At 47.9% G+C, this 18,610-nt stretch carries 18 protein-coding genes; all 18 read left to right on the forward strand.

Annotated elements, in window-relative coordinates; genetic code table 11:
- The 18 genes from FE296_RS19920 (at position 1) to FE296_RS20005 (ending at position 18,521) form a co-directional block, all read left to right on the forward strand.
- Positions 1–918, forward strand: a complete 918-nt coding sequence (locus FE296_RS19920) for an ABC transporter permease (RefSeq protein WP_124117588.1) — start codon at positions 1–3, stop codon at positions 916–918.
- 25 nt (positions 919–943) lie between these two features.
- Positions 944–1,492, forward strand: a complete 549-nt coding sequence (gene ssuE / locus FE296_RS19925) for an NADPH-dependent FMN reductase (protein ID WP_124117590.1) — start codon at positions 944–946, stop codon at positions 1,490–1,492.
- Positions 1,493–1,561: 69 nt separating this feature from the next.
- Positions 1,562–2,434 (forward strand): LysR family transcriptional regulator, encoded by an 873-nt coding sequence (locus tag FE296_RS19930; protein ID WP_091020874.1) that lies wholly within the window; start codon positions 1,562–1,564, stop codon positions 2,432–2,434.
- A gap of 240 nt (positions 2,435–2,674) precedes the next feature.
- Positions 2,675–3,733, forward strand: a complete 1,059-nt coding sequence (locus FE296_RS19935; RefSeq protein WP_124117592.1) for an LLM class flavin-dependent oxidoreductase — start codon at positions 2,675–2,677, stop codon at positions 3,731–3,733.
- A gap of 50 nt (positions 3,734–3,783) precedes the next feature.
- Positions 3,784–5,010, forward strand: coding sequence for an amidohydrolase (locus tag FE296_RS19940; protein WP_223868957.1), 1,227 nt, complete (start codon positions 3,784–3,786; stop codon positions 5,008–5,010).
- Between the two features lie 332 nt (positions 5,011–5,342).
- Complete coding sequence (locus FE296_RS19945; protein ID WP_124117594.1) at positions 5,343–6,203, forward strand: histidine racemase CntK family protein; 861 nt, start codon at positions 5,343–5,345, stop codon at positions 6,201–6,203.
- A 41-nt stretch (positions 6,204–6,244) separates the two neighbouring features.
- A complete protein-coding gene (locus FE296_RS19950; protein ID WP_124117596.1) occupies positions 6,245–7,039 on the forward strand; it encodes an SAM-dependent methyltransferase in 795 nt (264 codons plus the stop codon).
- A gap of 66 nt (positions 7,040–7,105) precedes the next feature.
- Positions 7,106–8,407 carry an opine metallophore biosynthesis dehydrogenase gene (locus FE296_RS19955; RefSeq protein WP_124117598.1) on the forward strand — a complete coding sequence of 434 codons (1,302 nt, stop codon included), beginning with the start codon at positions 7,106–7,108 and terminating at the stop codon, positions 8,405–8,407.
- Between the two features lie 215 nt (positions 8,408–8,622).
- The gene (gene cntA / locus FE296_RS19960) at positions 8,623–10,251 is read left to right on the forward strand and encodes a staphylopine-dependent metal ABC transporter substrate-binding lipoprotein (RefSeq protein ID WP_150366074.1); all 1,629 of its coding nucleotides are present in this window, start codon (positions 8,623–8,625) and stop codon (positions 10,249–10,251) included.
- Between the two features lie 13 nt (positions 10,252–10,264).
- Positions 10,265–11,197, forward strand: coding sequence for a nickel/cobalt ABC transporter permease (opp1B, locus tag FE296_RS19965; RefSeq protein WP_150366075.1), 933 nt, complete (start codon positions 10,265–10,267; stop codon positions 11,195–11,197).
- Complete coding sequence (cntC, locus tag FE296_RS19970) at positions 11,197–12,093, forward strand: staphylopine uptake ABC transporter permease subunit CntC (RefSeq protein ID WP_150366076.1); 897 nt, start codon at positions 11,197–11,199, stop codon at positions 12,091–12,093. The genes opp1B and cntC overlap by 1 nt, the downstream gene beginning before the upstream one ends.
- Positions 12,074–12,883 carry a staphylopine uptake ABC transporter ATP-binding protein CntD gene (cntD, locus tag FE296_RS19975; protein WP_150366077.1) on the forward strand — a complete coding sequence of 270 codons (810 nt, stop codon included), beginning with the start codon at positions 12,074–12,076 and terminating at the stop codon, positions 12,881–12,883. The genes cntC and cntD overlap by 20 nt, the downstream gene beginning before the upstream one ends.
- A complete protein-coding gene (locus FE296_RS19980) occupies positions 12,884–13,654 on the forward strand; it encodes an ABC transporter ATP-binding protein (protein WP_150366078.1) in 771 nt (256 codons plus the stop codon).
- Complete coding sequence (cntE, locus tag FE296_RS19985; RefSeq protein WP_150366079.1) at positions 13,651–14,844, forward strand: staphylopine family metallophore export MFS transporter CntE; 1,194 nt, start codon at positions 13,651–13,653, stop codon at positions 14,842–14,844. The genes FE296_RS19980 and cntE (FE296_RS19985) overlap by 4 nt, the downstream gene beginning before the upstream one ends.
- Positions 14,841–16,106, forward strand: coding sequence for a staphylopine family metallophore export MFS transporter CntE (cntE, locus tag FE296_RS19990; protein WP_317889421.1), 1,266 nt, complete (start codon positions 14,841–14,843; stop codon positions 16,104–16,106). Before cntE (FE296_RS19985) ends, cntE (FE296_RS19990) begins: the two co-directional genes overlap by 4 nt.
- Before the next feature lie 336 nt (positions 16,107–16,442).
- Positions 16,443–17,639, forward strand: a complete 1,197-nt coding sequence (locus FE296_RS19995) for a GTP-binding protein (protein ID WP_150366080.1) — start codon at positions 16,443–16,445, stop codon at positions 17,637–17,639.
- 233 nt (positions 17,640–17,872) lie between these two features.
- Positions 17,873–18,142, forward strand: coding sequence for a 30S ribosomal protein S14 (gene rpsN / locus FE296_RS20000; protein ID WP_124117611.1), 270 nt, complete (start codon positions 17,873–17,875; stop codon positions 18,140–18,142).
- 43 nt (positions 18,143–18,185) lie between these two features.
- Entirely contained in the window at positions 18,186–18,521 is a 336-nt protein-coding gene (locus FE296_RS20005; protein ID WP_091020885.1) for a DUF3024 domain-containing protein, read from the forward strand.
- The last annotated feature ends 89 nt before the right edge of the window (positions 18,522–18,610 follow it).

Here is an 18,610-nt window from a genome sequence, read left to right on the forward strand (position 1 = left end):
ATGAGCATGAAACCTTTGGCTGGTGACAAAAAAGCATGGGCGGGCAGTGTAGGACGTATCCGTCTGTGGAATCGCCGCCCTTGGCGCTATCGCGTCTCATTCGCGGTATCCCGATTATTCTTTTATGCAGCATTGCTGGTGGTGGTGTTTACCGTGGCATGTGCGATTGTACCGGGCTGGATTGCGCCCTATGATCCAACTCAGATGATGACGGATGCCATACTGCAGGCTCCTTCTGCTGCGCATCTGTTCGGGACGGACTATTTTGGCAGGGATATCTTCAGTGTGGTTGTGCATGGAAGCAGGGATTCGCTGCTCATTGGATTTGCTTCCGTTCTTGTGGGCGGTATTGTCGGTAGTGCGCTTGGTATTATCTCCGGTTATGCCGGAGGCGTTGTTGATACCGTCACGATGCGGGCCGTCGATATTCTGATGGCTGTACCCGGCGTGCTCCTGGCATTGTCTGTTGCAGCTGCTCTCGGGCCAGGACTGATGAACATTGCACTGGCTGTTGCGGTTTCCTCCATTCCCGGCTACGCACGGGTGATGCGTGGGCAGGTCATATCAGTTAAAGGTCTGCCTTTCATTACAGCGACACGTTCACTGGGCGGCTCCAATGCACGTATTTTCTGGAGACATGTACTGCCACATTCATTGTCACCCCTGCTGGTCATGGCTACGCTGGGCGTAGGGACATCAATTTTAACCGGCTCCGGACTCAGTTTTCTGGGACTTGGGGTGTTGAAGGAAATACCGGATTGGGGCGCATTGCTCTCGCAAGGTAGGGGTTATCTGACGGTTGCCTGGTGGATATGTACGTTCCCGGGTCTCGCGATCACTTTGTTTGTACTGGCGGTTAATCTGATTGGAGACGATATTCGCGATCGGCTGGACCCCAAAGTAAAAGGAGCGGCTTGACCGCTATTCCAAGGAGGAGATATTCATGTCACATGTTGTCATTATTGCCGGATCACCTTCCAAGCGTTCGCGTTTGACAGGTCTGACGGATTACAGCAGCCAAAAATTAACGGAGGCAGGCATCACCGTCGAAGTTATTCACGTTGTGGATCTGCCCGCTGAGGATCTGGTGCAAGCCCGGTTTGACAGCTCATTCATTCGTGATGCACTTGCTGTCGTGGAAGCGGCGGATGCAGTTATTGTGGCTACGCCGGTATACAAGGCGTCGTACTCAGGAGTGCTCAAGTTGTTTCTGGATCTGATTCCGCAAGAAGGGTTACGGGGTAAGTTGATACTCCCACTCGTCATCGGTGGCTCCATTGCTCATCTGCTGGCCATTGATTATGCATTGAAGCCTGTACTGGCAGCCCTTGGTGGAAGACATATTCTGGGTGGCGTGTATGCTGTGGATCAGGGAATCGAACGACTGGATGATGGGAAATTTGTGCTCTCTGCGGATATTATTACACGTCTGGATCGCTCACTGGATGAATTGTTATTGACACTGGAAAAGGATGGGATTACGATATCGTAAAACCAAGTAAATGTATTGGATAAATCGATATAAGATCAAACGTCTGCGGACGTGGATACGGAGGCGCTCATGAATATCGAGAATATTGAAGCATTTGTATATATCAATCATTATGGAAGCTTCAATAAGGCTGCCGAAGTACTCTTCCTGTCCCAACCTTCGGTCACAGCTCGCATTCAGTCACTGGAAAGGGAGCTGGGCTGCAAGTTGTTTGATCGGCTTGGCAAGCAAATCGTGCTTACAGAAGAAGGTCGGAAATTCCTGCCGTATGCGCAGCAAGTGCTGCAAGTGATTCAGAAGGGCAAGCAGAAGATTCAGCAGCGCAGGACAACACCGGATGCTCTTCGGCTCGGTAGTACAGTATCGGTATCCAATTATGTGATTCCCGATTTTCTACCCAAGATCAAGGATGCTTACCCCGAAATTAATATCAAACTGACGACAGCAACGACGGATCAGCTGATTGCCAAACTGCTTGGTCAGGAGATCGATCTTGCTTTTGTGCGCAAGGTCATGCACCCTGCGATCCGTACGGTTGCTTTTTATGAAGATCCGATCCAGCTCTATGTGTACAAAGGGCATCCATTCATTGAGAGCGGGCATGTCAGCATGGAAGCCATCCGGAATGAGCAGCTGGTCTTTTTTGAATGTGGTTCACTGGACTGGCTTCGCATTCACCGGGCTTTCGACTCGCTGGAACATCCGCCGAATATTACATATCATGTCGATAATTCGGAGACGGCGAAGAAACTGGTTATGCAAGGGGCAGGCATTGCCTTTCTCCCGGGACTCACGGTCAAGAAGGAAGTGCAGAATCAGGAGCTGTTCCCCATTCAGGTACATGAGGTAGCAGGTGTATCGTTGCAGATCAGCGTCGTCACGTTAAAAGAAGAATATTCGCCATTGGCAGAGCCCTTCGGGGAACTGCTGCGGCAATTATAAAGTGTCTAACGTTGAATCTGACTTTTACACCAAAACGGAGAGTGCAGAACCAATCTGAAGAAGCGAAGCGTGCGCATTTATCAACAGATTTTTCCCTTGAACCAAGGGAGTACAGAAAATCTGGGGATAAGAGTGATCGGAAGATGGTACTGCAATCGAAGTGATAAAGTGTAACATCTCTAGTTCAACTTAATAGTGATTCAAGAATAGCGGTTCAGCACAATCAAGGAGGAGAAGGATATGAGTATTCGTGTTGGCATTTTGGATCAGACCCCGATCTATGAAGGGGAAACGGCAGTAGATGCTTTTCGACATACGATTGAGCTGGCACAGCGGGCAGAGCAGCTGGGATTCCATCGATTCTGGGTATCGGAGCACCATGATTCAGGGCATGTTGCAGGTTCCTCCCCGGAGGTACTCATCTCCCACTTGCTTGCGCATACGAAGCGGATTCGTCTGGGGTCGGGCGGAGTAATGCTTCAGCATTACAGCCCATACAAAGTCGCCGAGAATTTCAATATCCTCGCAGCGCTCGGACCAGGAAGAGTTGACCTGGGAATCGGTCGTGCACCAGGCGGGTTGCCCCGTTCGACACAGGCGTTGCAGGAAGGTATTCAGGAAGCCGCATCTCTTCAAGAGAAAATTGTTCAGGTGAAACGATACATCCACAATGAGCCCCTTGAAGATCAATCGCATCCACTTGCAGGTCTCAGCGCTTCGCCTCTATCCGACATTCCAGCGGAACTGTACGTACTTGGTGCCAGTGTTGATAGTGCGGGCATGGCTGCAGAACTGGGACTTCCATATGTCTTTTCACTGTTCATTAACAGTAATATAGAGGTAGCACTTCAAGCGATCCGTGTATATCGTGAGCAATTCGATCGTTCCCAAGGACGAGAGCCTTACCCTGCACTAGCCATATCGTTAATTGTGGCCGAAAGTGAGGAAGAAGCGGAAGGACTTGCGAGCGAGCATATGCTGGTGAAGATTCATTTGGAGAGTGGTAAGGTGCTGACGGTTGGTTCTGTGGAACAGGCAGAAGAATTCGGCCGTCAATCAAACGAAACCTATCGGATCGAAATTTTGGAGCCAAGTGTGACCCGGGGTACGAAGGAAAGCGTAGGTCAGGCACTGCTGAAGTTCCAGCAGGAGTTTGCTATAGAAGAGTTCATTGTGACTACAGCTACACGGGACTTTGCCAAGCGCATTCGTTCATTCGAATTATTGCGTGAAATTTTGGTAGAGCAGGGACTAAGCGAATTTGCACTGGAATCCAAGGAAGAAGCAGCAATCGGATAGAAGTAGACAGTGAATATAGCAGTGAATATATACGAATGGGAGGCCGTGTGATGAAAAGTGATCTGGAACAGCCTAAACAGCAGGCTGAGCAACAAGTACAGGGCCCCGAGCATGAACTTCATGGTGAACGGGCGGAAGAATTCGCGGAACGTTTAATCACCATTCGGCGGCACATGCATCGTAACCCGGAATTGTCCGGCGAGGAAAAGGAGACGACGGCAGCTATTCGCAGGTGGCTGGAAGAGGAAGGCGTCCGTATTGCAGACGAATATGGGCTGCGGACAGGACTTGTCGCTGAAGTGGGTCAAGGGGACGGTCCTGTGGTTGCCCTAAGAGCAGATATTGATGCGCTGCCCATTCAGGAAGAGACAAAGCTGGAATTTGCCTCCCAGGTAGATGGAAAGATGCACGCTTGCGGACATGACGCACACACGGCAATTCTGATCGGTGCTGCACGATTACTGAAACAACGCGAGTCCAGTTTGCCGGGAAAAGTACGGTTGATATTCCAGCCGTCGGAGGAAAAAGCAACGGGTGCACGCCAAGTGATCCAGAGTGGTGCATTGTCCGATGTTCGGGCCGTATTTGGATTGCATAACAAGCCTGATCTCCAGGTAGGTACGGTGGGTATTCGGGAAGGCGCATTGATGGCAGCAGCAGACGGTTTTGTTGTCAAAGTGGAAGGTGTAGGCACCCATGCAGCCGTGCCTGAAGCCGGCATTGATCCAATCGTGGTTGCCGCACATATTGTTACGGCATTACAGGCCATTGTGAGTCGCAATGTGGGAGCACAGGAGAGTGCTGTAATCAGCGTCACCAAGCTTCATAGCGGCACAGCCTGGAACGTTATTCCCGATGAAGCGATCCTTGATGGCACAGTGCGTACCTTTGATGAGAAAGTGCGTGCACGGATTCGCGAACGTTTCAATCAGGTAGTCGCCGGTGTGGCCGCAGCCTATGGCACACGGGCTACGGTTCGCTGGATTCAGGGACCGCCTGCCGTGGTCAACGATGAGTCTCTGGCATCTGCGGCGGAGCAAGTTGCAAGTGAGATTGGATTAAACAGTGTTAGACCGCTACCTTCTCCAGCAGGTGAGGACTTCTCTTTTTATCAAAAAGAAGCTCCCGGCCTGTTCCTTTTCCTGGGCACCTCTGGCCCGCATGAGTGGCATCACCCTGGCTTTGATGTGGATGAACAGGCGCTGCCGCTGGGAGCACATCTTCTGGCTGCACTGGCTGAGAAAGCACTGCACAATGTGCAGGCACATCAAGAGTGATGAGTATAGTGAATCACTGGATCATATCCAGATTGAAACGGTTCCGTTCGACGGCAGCCGTTTTTCGTATTCCCTTTTTTAAGTGAGAGCGGGTAGGAACGACGATTCGCTGAATCTTATCAGACGGTATAGTTATGGCTAGGGCTGGCGGAGAAGCGTCAGCTCTGTTTGGGCTTTCTTATAGGAAGGGCTGCTAAAGGTATTGTTAAATTTTATTTTTTTTAATGGAAATATTTGTTGACGCTTCCCAAAAGGATGTGCTATATTTTTCTCGACCTTTAATCGTAATAATTACTATTAGATAAAAAAGAAGAACAGGAGTAGTCGCTGCGATGAAACAGGAGATCGATTTTATCAAGTTCAGTCCCACCCAAAACATGACGATTCTGGTTAAAACGGATCATGCAGCAGAGAAATACAATCATATTGCTACCCGTTTAATGTCGTATGATAACGTTTACGCCGAACAAGTGGGATTCATTGAACCAACGAGGAGACCGGAAGCTGTGGCCCGTCTGGAAATGGCCGGAGGAGAGTTCTGTGGCAATGCCTGTATGGCACTTGCAGCACACCACGCATCTGAAGCAGGACTGGCACAACAGGAGTCTATGGATATCATGCTGGAGGTTTCCGGAACCGATCAATTGATCATGTGCCATGTGAAGAAGCAGCAGCATGAATACAACTGTCAGGTAACCATGCCGGTTCCCAAACAGATCGAGCAGCGAACAATTCGATATGAAGGCATCGAGCTCGATATGGTGATCATCCGGTACGCTGAGTTCATCCATATCGTGATTGAAGTCGATGACTTTGACGATACGATGAAGAAGAGGGCACAGACCCTTGCAAGATTACTGGGATTAACCCTGGGAGATAAGCTGATCGGTATCTTGTTATATCAATCACACTTGGAAGAAATGGCCCCACTCATCTATGTTCCGGAGCTGGATAGTCTGATCTGGGAGAGAGGATGTGGATCCGGTACGGCCTCCGTCGGAGCCTATCTCGCATGGAACCAACAGAGAGGAATTACTCAGTACATCAAGCAGCCTGGTGGTGCGATCAAAGTGGTAGCCCAGTGGGATGGCGCAGAACTTGGGAGTATTACGATTGAAGGATCGGTTGGCATCGTGGCTCAAGGCAAAGCCTTCATAGATGCTCCAGCAGAATGGAGCGTTATAAACGCATGAGGTACATGACATGATCGAGACAACGTATTGGGGGAAAAGAAATGATCACATTGGTTCATTTTCAGACATGTTTGAGTGAATTTGCAGAGAAATTCGATAAGCTCGCGAGCAAGTATGATCATACGATTCAGCATAGTTCGGAGCTGGAAGCTGTGATCAATGACTACTCCCGCTTTGTGACCAATCAGGAGAATAAGGCAGCCTGGGAACAGTTGGAGCATTCGGAGTTGGAAGAACTGGATTCGCTTGTATGGCAGTTAAGAAATAAATCCGCCCAGTGTGTGGCGATCATGGAGAAATATCGTGCATTGAAGTTAGAGAACGGGGATGTGCAGATTGCCGATTATTTCAAAAACATAGAAGAATGTATCGATAAAGAATTCGGCAGCTTCCATGTCACCTCCGATTCCAGAGTGTTGTTGGTAGGCTCCGGTTCCTTCCCAATGACACCATTACTCATCGCCAAGCGAACAGGTGCACAGGTTGTCGGGATCGATATTGATGAAGAATCCATCACACTCGGGCGAAAAGTGGTGGAGACACTGGGCACGGGTCTGAAGATTCGTTTGGAGTCAACATTGCTGGAGAATCTGGATTATACCAGGGAAGCAACCCATATCATTTTCAGCTCGACCGTGGCCCCTAAATATGAGCTGCTCGATCAACTGCATGCTCTGACGAATACACAGGTGGTTGTAGCCATGAGATACGGTGATCAGTTGAAATCTTTGTTCAATTATCCACTGAAAGCGACGGACAGCAACAAGTGGAAGCTGGTGGATACGATCTTGCGCCCGGATGATGTGTTTGATATTGCGTTGTACCAAAAAGCATAGGTATGCAAGTGCATCCAAGTGTGTCCAAAGGGATTACAGATTGAACTTTGAATATAGGAGGCATATATGAGCAATCTTCAGCGAATTCTGATACTCGGAACCGGCCCTGCATCCATTCAGCTTGCGGTAACGCTCAAAGATCATCTCAACTGCTGTATAGGCATTGCGGGGAGACAATCGGTTCGTTCAGCATCGATTTTTTCAGCCCTTGAAGAGAGCAATCAACGTATTCAGGTCAGCATTCAAAATGAGAAACATCAATCGCTCGCAGGTGAATGTTTCGTTGATCATGTGTTCAAGGGATATGACACCATTGATGGTGAGTGGGACACACTCATTTTGGCTGTAACAACGGATGCTTATATCGATGTATTGGAACAAATGAAAAATGAATTCATCAAACAACTGAAATGTATCATTTTGGTTTCTCCAACGTTTGGGTCGAATCGACTTGTGACCCATTATATGAGAGAGCGGAATGCGGAGCCGGAAGTGGTCAGTTTTTCTACCTACTTTGGAGATACCCGTTGGATGCACGAACATCCGTCGAATCATGTGATTACTACAGGGGTGAAGAAAAAGGTTTATATCGGTTCCACTCTTTACCCGTCTGAACAGGTGAGTAAGCTATGCCAAGTATTTGAGCGTTTGGGTATTGCGCTGGAAGTGATGCGATCCCCACTGGAGGCGGAAACGAGAAATATTTCGTTGTATGTGCACCCACCCTTGTTCATGAATGACTTCTCATTAGAGGCCATCTTTGGAGCATCGGATATTCAGAAATATGTATATAAAATGTATCCCGAAGGTCCGATTACTCAAGTTTTGATACGGGATATGCGGGCACAGTGGCAGGAGATTATGAATATTACGGAACGGCTCAATATCCCGGGAGTGAACCTGCTTCAATTCATGACGGATGACAACTATCCGGTTCGATTAGAGAGCATATCACGCCAGGATATCGAGAATTTCAATCAGCTGCAGGTCATTCATCAAGAGTATTTATTATACATACGGTACACCTCATTATTGATTGATCCATTCTCGGAACCCGATTCGGAAGGCAAATATTTTGACTTTTCAGCAGTCCCATTCCGTCAAACGTTCATGAACCGCGAAGGGGAACTGGACATCCCCCGTATGCCCAATGAAGATTACTACCGCATCAAAATCATTCAGGGCATAGCCAGACATCTTGAAGTGAGCTGTCCAACTATTGATCAATTTATCGCCAGGTATGAGGCGAAGATTCAGGAAGTGGCTGACGCACATCCAGATCAGCGCTTGTCCGATGCCTTTGTGATCCAATCCTTTGACGAGGATATCCGCATGATCTGCACCGGACTTTCGAGTAGTTGGGTCTAGTTATATTAATTTAAGTAAGTTGAATTTAGTTTTACACAATAACGAAGAGGACAGAAAAAACCTGAAGAAGCGAAGCGCTCGCCTTTATCACCGAAATACTACCTTTAGGAGATAGATTCAAGAAATTCGGGGATAACAGCGATCGGAAGGTTGTTCTGTCATCGAAGTGGCAAGTGTAAATTTTTAGTTTTGCTTACTAATCAGGAGGAAATGTTGTGAAAAAGGGTCTTACTTTTACATCCATACTATTGCTGGTGTCTGCCATTGCGCTGCTCGCCGGATGCGGACAGAGCCCAAAAGAGAAAGAGAGCGCCCAAACGGAGCCTGCCAATAGCCAGGTACAAACAGAACTCATCTATGCTTCTGCCAAAGATATTAATGATATGAACCCCCATCTGTATACAGGTTCCATGCCTGCGCAAGGAATGGTATATGAGTCGCTGGTGGAAAACACACCTGATGGGATCAAGCCATTACTGGCTGAATCATGGGATATCTCCGAGGATGGCAAGACCTATACCTTTCATCTGCGACAAGATGTGAAATTCCATGATGGAGAGCCGTTCAACGCAGAGGCGGTTAAACAAAATATCGATGCAGTACAGGCGAATGCCGAAAAACATGCCTGGATCAAGCTGTCTACCAAAATCACGAGTGTAAAAGTTATCGATGAGCATACGGTGGAGCTGATGCTGTCGGAAGCCTATTATCCGGCACTGGTGGAATTGTCCATGACAAGACCTTACGTCTTCATATCACCCAAGGATTTCAAAGATGACGGAACCAAAGACGGGGTAAGTGGTTTCCACGGTACAGGACCTTACAAGCTTACTGCTCATAAAGTCGAAGAGAACGCCACGTTTGAAGCCAATGAAGACTATTGGGGTGGTGCACCTGCAATCAAGAAGATCACATCCAAGGTTCTTCCGGCAGGAGAAACAACATTCCTGGCATTGCAAAAAGGAGAGATTAACTTTGTGTTCACCGATGACCGGGGAGCAGATAGTATCGATGTCGAGGCCATGGACCAATTGGCTGAATCTGGTGATTATCAAGTGGTTCGAAGTGAAGCGATGAACACCAATATGATCGTAGCCAACAGCAGTCGCCAGAATAGTCCGGTTCAGGAAACGGCAGTGCGGGAAGCACTTTGGTATGCCATTGATCGCGAAACGATCAGTAAAGATATTTTCAACGGAACGCAGACTGTAGCGGACACGCTATTTTCGGCCAATGTCAATTACGCCAAGGTAGACCTTAAGAAACGGGAGTATGATCCGGAATTAGCTAAAAATCTTCTGGACCAAGCTGGCTGGACATTGGCAGACGGTAAAGGGGTGAGAACGAAGAACGGTCAGCCTTTAGCCATGAAATTATACTATGACAGCAATTCGTCTTCACAGAAAGTACAGGCCGAATTGATCCAGTATTCCATGAAAGAATTGGGAATTCAGCTTGAAATCTTGGGCGAAGAGTCCACTTCCATTGCGAATCGGAGAGCCACCGGGGAATATGACCTGCTCTTTAATCAAACCTGGGGACTGGCCTATGATCCACAGAGTACCATTGCTGCATTTACGTCAGATTCAGCATACAAGCATACGACAAGCGGAATTGCCGAAGCGGATGAATTGTACAAGAAAATCGATGCGGTCATGATCTCCACGGATGAGGCTTCCCGCCAATCCCTGTATGCCGACATTATGAAGATCGTCCATGATGAAGCGTTGTTCATTCCGATTACCAACGGACGTGTCACCGTTGTCGCTCCCGAGAATCTCGATGGAATCTCATTCAAGCAGACCCAATATGAACTGCCATTTGAAAAAATGAATTTTAAATAGAGCGGAGATGGATATGGGAAGTTATATCGTCAAAAGGATTCTGTTAGCCATCCCTTTACTGATTATTATTTCATTTATAACGTTCGTTCTGATTAATCTATCTCCCTTGGACCCGGCGGTTGTTGTGTTACAGGCACAGGAAGTTCCACAGATCACAGAGGAATTAATTGCCCAGACCAACAAGGCATTGGGGTTCGATCAGCCGTTCATGATCCAGTATGTGAACTGGATCATGGCTGTTGTGCAGTTGGACTTTGGCAACTCTTATGTATCTGGTGAACCCGTATGGTCATTGATGGGGCCGGCTTTTATGAACACATTGAAGTTAACGCTCGTCTCATCGGTATTCATTATTGCGCTGTCCATTCTGCTGGGTGTGATCTGTGCCATGAGAGAAGGCAAGCTGCTGGATCGATCGGTCAGAGGCATTTCCTTTTTCCTTACGGCCATGCCATCCTACTGGCTTGCAGCCATGATGATCTGGTATTTTTCCGTCAAGCTGGACCTGTTACCTACTAGTGGCATGGACTCGTATCGAAGCTACATTCTACCGGTGATCGTAATCACGGTGAGTTATACGGGTATTTACTTCCGAACGGTTCGAAGTTCCATGCTGAGCAATATGAATGAGGACTATGTATTATATGCAAGGGCAAGCGGCCTGAGCGAGAAGAAAGTCACCTTGCATATTCTGAGAAATTCATTACAGGTGGCCGTGTCCATCTTTTGTATGGCGATTCCGATTGTGCTAGGCAGTACGGTAGTCATCGAAAATGTATTTGCCTGGCCCGGGCTCGGAAGGCTCAGCGTAAAATCCATTTTAAGCAGGGATTTTCCGATTATTCAGGCGTATGTTCTGATGTTGGCTGTCACCTTTGTCTTGTTTAATACGTTATCCGACATCATTAATGCGGCGATGAATCCCCGTCTGAGAAAGGAATTCTGATGCGAATATTGAAAAATCTGAGCAAAGACAAGCTTGCCATGACCTCCTTGGTGGTGATTATCGTCACAATTATGGCGGGCGTTTTCGCTCCTTTTATTGCACCGCATGATCCGGGACAGGTGAATATGAAGCTTCGTTATGCCTCCTCGTCCTGGGATTACTTATTAGGCAATGATCATCTGGGCAGATGTGTATTATCCCGGCTTATCTATGGTATCCGTCCAAGTGTGTTATGGGTTCTGGTTGCGCTCAGTCTGTCTGTTCTGATTGGGGCTATTGTTGGATTCGTCGCGGGTTACTTCAAGGGGAAAGTGGATGCATGGATCATGAGAGTCTGTGACATTATGCTATCTTTCCCAGGATATGTGATGACACTGGCAGTGGTCGGCATTTTGGGTGCAGGACTGGAGAATATTTTGATTGCCTTTGTGTGGATGAAATGGGCCTGGTTTGCCCGCGTTATTCGAACATCTGTGATGCAATTCTCCGATATGGATTATGTAAAATTCGCCAAAGCTTCCGGCACGCCCAATCTGAGAATCATAACCAAACATATTGTACCGGTTACCTTTGCCGATATTGCTGTCATTGCCAGCGGTTCCATGTGTTCGATGATGTTGCAGATCTCCGGTCTTTCCTTCCTGGGGCTTGGTATTCAGGCTCCGCATGCGGAGTGGGGGATGATGCTTAATGAGGCGAGGGAAGTCATGTTCTCCAGACCTGAATTGATGTTGGCACCAGGCCTGGCCATTGTAGTGGTGGTGTCTGCTTTTAATTTTCTATCAGATGCCCTTCAAGTGGCTCTGGACCCCAAATTGATGACCTCTCAAGGTAAGTCTGACAAGTCTTACGAAAGTGAGGTGAGAAAGGCCGCTTATGAATATAGTCGAGGTTGAACATTTGAAAGTATGGGACACCAATACAGACAAAGTGATCATTCATAACAGTTCATTCGAAGTCAAGCAGGGAAGCTGTATGGCCATCGTGGGGGAAAGTGGTAGCGGCAAGTCCGTCACGTGCAGGGCCATCATGCGACTGAACAAGCCGTGGATTCGCCAATCGGGCAAGATGTTATTCCAGGGCGAAGATCTGAACCAGCTTTCGGAACCGGAGATGCGGCGTAAGCGGGGCAAGCATCTATGCATGATTTTGCAGAATGGCATGAGTGCATTTGATCCTTCCTGTGTCATTGGTGTTCATATTCGGGAGACGCTTCAGCAGCATTTTGGCTGGAACACCCGCGAGATTGAGCGGAAAATCATCAATGCCATGGAAAGCGTCATGCTCAGACATCCGCGCGAGATTCTGAATCAATATCCACATCAGCTGTCCGGTGGGATGCTGCAACGAATCATGATTGCACTGGCATTGGTGCTTGAGCCCGATCTGATTATTGCGGATGAGCCGACAACGGCGCTGGATACGATCTCCCAATATGAAGTAGTGGAGCAAATGATTCAATTACGCGAACGCATGGGCTGTTCCATGATGTTCATCTCCCATGATCTCGGCGTCGTGCAGAAGATTGCCGATGACGTGATGGTCATGAAAGACGGCAAGATCGTCGAGCGTGGCAGCATGCATTCTGTTTTGACAGAGCCGAAGCATGCCTATACGCAGTATCTGGTCTCTACCCGATTGGAGCTGAGCAATCATTTCAAGGCATTGATGCAGGGGGACTTATAGATGCTAAAGGTGGAAGGTATTGAAAAATCATATAACCAAGGCGGACTGTTCTCCAAGCACAGACAACAGGTATTGAAACAAGTTACCTTTGAATGCCAGCAGAGCGAGTGTTTGGGCATCATTGGTGAAAGCGGAAGCGGTAAATCTACATTGGGCCGTCTGATTCTCGGCATTGAACGGCCGGATCGTGGAACGATCTCGCTTGATGGTAAAGACGTACAGGATCGACGTGCACGGATGGGTAACATCAGCGCCGTTTTTCAAAATTATACGTCTTCGATCAATCCATTTCTTAATGTGGAAGCTGCCATTATGGAACCGATGCAAGCGCAGGAAAAGCTGCGAAAGGATCAGGGTAACTCAGCGAAGGTGGATCTGTTGCTCAACCAAGTTGGACTGGACCCTTCCTATAGATCCAAATATCCGCATGAACTATCCGGCGGGGAGGCTCAGAGAGTGTGCATTGCCAGGGCCATCTCCACCGCCCCCAAATGCATCGTGTTCGATGAAGCGATCAGCTCACTGGACGTGTCTGTTCAGATTCAGGTGCTGCAACTGTTGAAAGAGCTTAAGGAAATCTACAAGCTGAGCTACGTCTTTATCACGCATGATATACAGGCGGCAGCCTATATCTGTGACAGGGTGATCATTTTCAGAGAGGGTCAGATTGAAGAGATCGTTCCGATTGAGCAGCTAAAGGATGTTCAGTCAGACTATGCGAAGAAATTATTGAAGCATTTAATTACATTTCAGGGGGAACACCCATTGTGAGTGGAGCGATGTCTTGGCCTTTTCTGCGCTTGTACATACTGGTTCTTCTATATTTCAGTGCCAATGCCATTCTTAACGTGATCATCCCATTGCAAGGGGAGTCTTTGGGTGCGAGCGGTACAACGATTGGACTGATCATGGGCGCTTATATGTTCACAACCATGTTTTTCAGACCATGGGCAGGTCGGATTATTCAAAAGCATGGTCCGATCAAAATATTGCGTCTGATTCTAATCATCAATGGATTTGCGCTGATTTTATATACCTTTACGGGACTCGGAGGTTATTTGGTTGCTCGTATTTTGCAGGGTGTATCGACAGCGTTCTTTTCTATGGCTTTGCAGATTGGCATTATTGATGCACTTCCGGAGAAAGATCGGTCACAGGGAATCTCGTATTATTCGCTATTCAGTTATATACCGGGGATCGTGGGGCCTGTTATTGCGTTAGGAATCTGGCAGACGGGTGGTATGGATTATTTTACAATTGTTCTGATCGGCATTGCCGTCTGTACCGGCGTCTTCGGATATACCGCCAAAATGGAACCAAGCAAGGAGCAACCTGCTGAGAATCTTTCGGAGCAGAACGTCAGTATGTGGGAATCCTTTGGTCAGTTGGTGAAGAATCCGTTTCTGTTTCGATGCAGTGTGTTAATGCTCGCCGCTTCCGTTGTATTTGGTGCGATTACCACCTTTATCCCGCTGTATGCGAGTCAAGTACCAAATGGGAATGCGGGTGTGTATCTGATGCTTCAGGCCGGGACGGTGGTGCTGGCTCGAATCATGCTTAGGAAAAGGATTCCGTCTGATGGCAGTTGGCATTCTCCTTTCATGATGGGCACCATGTGTCTACTCGCCGTAGCTGCGCAATGTGTCAGTTTTGCCGTGACAGGCGGGGTGGTCTTTTTCTATGTGGGCGCTGTATTCATGGGAATCGGTCAGGCGATCCTGTATCCGACACTCACGACCTATTTATCTTTTGTGTTGCCTAAGCTGAACCGGAACGTTCTGATCGGCCTATTTATTGCGATGGCGGATCTGGGTATTTCTCTGGGTGGTGTGATTATGGGACCCGTCGCTGACTTCTCTTCCTATTCATTTATGTACATGATCTGTGCTATCCTAGGAGCGGTAATGATCGTTTTTGCCTATGAACGGCGTAGACCCGTGACAGGTACATCTATGAATTGACTGCCAGAAGAGAAAGTGGTGACGAACGTTTGAAGGCTTCAATGACGGCAACATCCAATGGAAAATTAAATCCGGTATCCTTTTCGTTTATCCGGTTTTATATGCTGGCCTTTTTATTTTTTGCGGCAAATTCAGCTTTGACGATTATTCTGCCTTTGAGAAGCGAAGCCGCGGGATTGAATCAGGCTGAGATTGGTTTGATGATGGGGGCATATATGTTCACCTGTATGCTATTGAGACCTTTTGCAGCACAGCTGCTGGGTAAGCATGGGCCGCTTCGTGTGATGCAATGGCTATTGCTTTTACACGCCGGGACGTTGCTGCTTTTTGTTGTTTTTGGTGTGGAGACGTATCTGTGGTTGCGAGCCCTGCAAGGGGTGGCTACGGCCTTTTTCTCCATGACGATGCAGGCAGGCATTGTGGAAAAGCTGGAGGACAAAGACCGGGCACAAGGGCTGTCCATGTACACCCTGTTTACGATGGTTCCTTCTCTGGTCATTCCGATCCTCGCCATACAAATCTGGGAAAATGCCAGTGATCTGGCGTTTACGCTGCTGATGATCGGACTGGCGGCTTTGCCACTTCTGATTGGATATAATGTGGATCTGCCACGGAGTACCGTGCAGAACAAATCGTACACCTTGGGTGACATGTTTCGTTCATTCGGCGGCATTTGGCGCAGTACGCCACTGCTGATCAGCAGTGTGGTGATGTTGTTTGCGTCCTGCGTCTTTGGGGCGACAGCGACCTTTCTTCCCCTGTATATGGTATCCACTGGACTGGCGAGTGCAGGGGTATTTCTAACGATACAGGGATTGGTTGTGATCCTGTGCAGGTTTATTTTGCGTAAAAAAATTCCGTCCGATGGTAGCTGGAATACCTGGCTGATGGCAGGGCTAATGCTGTGTGCAGCACTGGGGACCCAGTTGCTCAGCCTGATGGAGATCATCGGGCCGTTGGTTTATCTCTCCGCAGTGTTCAGCGGCTTTGCCTTGGCACTGTTGTACCCGACATTAACCACATACCTGTCTTTTGTGTTGCCTGCAGATTCCAGATATGTACTCATGGGGATCTTCATGTCCTCGTATGACCTTGGATTCTCTTTGGGCGGACTGGCGATGGGGCTTATTGTACAGGTAAGTTCGTATTCGACCATGTTTATGATCTGCACGTTGCTCTCTATTGCAGCGATGGTTCTGGTGTTGATATTCAGGCAACGGATGGAAGCGGGCAATAAGGCCAGATCTGTGGTAGCAAGCTGAATAGTAAAGTAAAGGCTCATGAACTGAATTTTCCGGGACGTATCGTCAGGATACGAAGCTGAAGGAGACAGATCATGAGTCTTTTTTATATCTAGAATTTATAAGTTTTCAGCGGAGCAGGACAATTCGATTATCGCAAGAAAAACTACAACTGAACGCGGTCTTCCTTTTGTGAAAGTACGTCGATAAATGTTTTTCTTATCCATTTTTCTGGACTATTTCGTAAAAATAGTTTGACAACGACCGTGCAACAGGATTATAGTCATTGTTGTTAATCGTAATAATTACTATTAAAGTTTGAATCACGCAGACTGCACATATAAGGAGTAGATTTCTATGACACAAAAGCAAGTTCCGGTAACCGTACTGAGTGGTTACCTTGGTTCAGGGAAAACGACGGTTTTGAATCACGTGCTCAACAACAGACAAGGGCTTAAGGTTGCCGTAATCGTCAACGACATGAGTGAGGTCAATATTGATGCAGCGCTGGTCAAGGGGGAGGCAACCTTGTCTCGAACCGAAGAGAAGCTGGTGGAGTTATCGAATGGCTGCATCTGCTGCACCTTGCGGGATGATCTGATGCAGGAGATTGAGAAGCTGGTGAATGAAGGCAAGTATGATTATATTTTGATCGAATCCACTGGCATCAGTGAACCTGTTCCAGTTGCACAGACCTTTACATATGCCGATGAGGAGTCGGGTATTGACCTGACTAGCCTGGCCCGAGTGGATTGTCTGGTAACGGTGGTGGATGCCAATCGATTCTGGCATGATTTTGGATCAGGACAGAGTCTTCTGGATCGTAACCAGGCGACCGGAGATGAGGACACCCGTGATGTTGTAGACTTGTTGATTGATCAGATCGAAACCTGTGATGTGCTACTGCTGAACAAATGTGATCTGGTCGATGACACCGAGCTGAACAAGCTCGAAGGCATCATCCGCAAGCTACAGCCTAACGCCAAGATCATTCGGACCCAGAATGGACAGGTGAATCCGTCCGAGATTCTGAATACAAACCGCTTTGATTTTGAGAAAGTGAGCATGTCCGCTGGGTGGATTCAGGAGCTGGAGAAAGAGTCGCATACACCGGAAACGGAGGAATATGGTATTGGTTCCTTTGTCTATCGCCGGAGAAAGCCGTTCCATCCTTCCCGTCTGGCTGAATTCATGAGTTACTGGCCGGAAGAAGTGGTACGAGCCAAAGGTTTAGTATGGCTTGCGGCTGAAGGGGATGTTGCTGCAAGCCTGAGTCAGGCAGGACCATCCATTCAATTTGGTCCTGCAGGACATTGGGTCGCGGCGTTGCCGGAAGCGGACAAAGAAGAGATTTTACGTAACGAACCGGATGTGCTGGAGAAATGGGATGCCCAGTGGGGAGATCGCCAGACGGAGCTTGTCATGATCGGAATCGACATGGAACGTGCGAGCATTGAAGATGAGTTGGACCAGTGCCTGCTTAGTGATGAAGAAATGCTGGCAGACTGGGGCCATTTTGATAATCCACTGCCATGGCCTGTGGAAGCTGTATAAGTCAGAGAGGACAGAAAGGACCTGAAGAAGCGAAGCTAAAAGCTTTCTGAAAGAAAGCTGCATCGGAAGCATATGCTTCGCCTTTATCCCCGGATTTCCCCTTTATCAAAGGAATTAATAAAATCTGGGGATAACAGCGATCGGAAGGTTGTTCTGTCATCGGAGTGTGCAGTGTAAATATTCTTTAGTTCAATTTATAAACATAAATTCAATGGATAAAGGAGCTATAATTCATGGCTAAAAAATCTAAAGTGGTACGTGAGAAGCAACGTCAGGCGATCGTGGCAAAATATGCGGACCTGCGCCTGGAATTGAAGGAAAAAGGGGATTACGAGGCATTGCAGAAATTGCCGCGGAATGCATCTCCGACTCGTTTGAAGAACCGTTGTGAAGTGACAGGCCGCCCGCGGGGTTATCTTCGCAAGTTCAAGGTATCTCGGATTAAGTTCCGTGAATTGGCACATCAAGGACAGATTCCTGGTGTAACAAAATCCAGCTGGTAACATGATCAAGGGGTGATACTTTGCTGAAAGGGTGTGCATCTTCATGTTGGACTCGTTTACGTTACGAAGAATTCAATCGGTGATGAATGGCTATATTCACGAGAAGGTTCCTGCGCCACTGCGAACGATGGTGAAGTTGACATATGAGATGAATGATAATGAATTGATCCTGACCGAAGAAAGACCCGCCGAGGAACGGTATCAATGGGAGAAGATGCATATTGCCCGATTTTACTGGGAAGAAAATCAGTGGAAGGTGTTTGCCAGAGATGAACAGAGCAGCTGGAATCCGGTAGATGTTATTACACCTTGTTCCGATTTTGAAAATGTGCTCGAGCAGGTGGAGCGGGATGAGGCTGGGCTGTTCTGGCGGACGTGAGCGAGTTCAAAGATAACCACATTCAGTGGCTATCTTTGGACTTTTTTTGTGTCCAAGAATCACTGAAGCAAAGAGGAGGGATCTTTTGA

The organism is Paenibacillus sp. UASWS1643 (assembly GCF_008693195.1).
Taxonomy (GTDB): Bacteria; Bacillota; Bacilli; order Paenibacillales; family Paenibacillaceae; genus Paenibacillus; species Paenibacillus amylolyticus_B.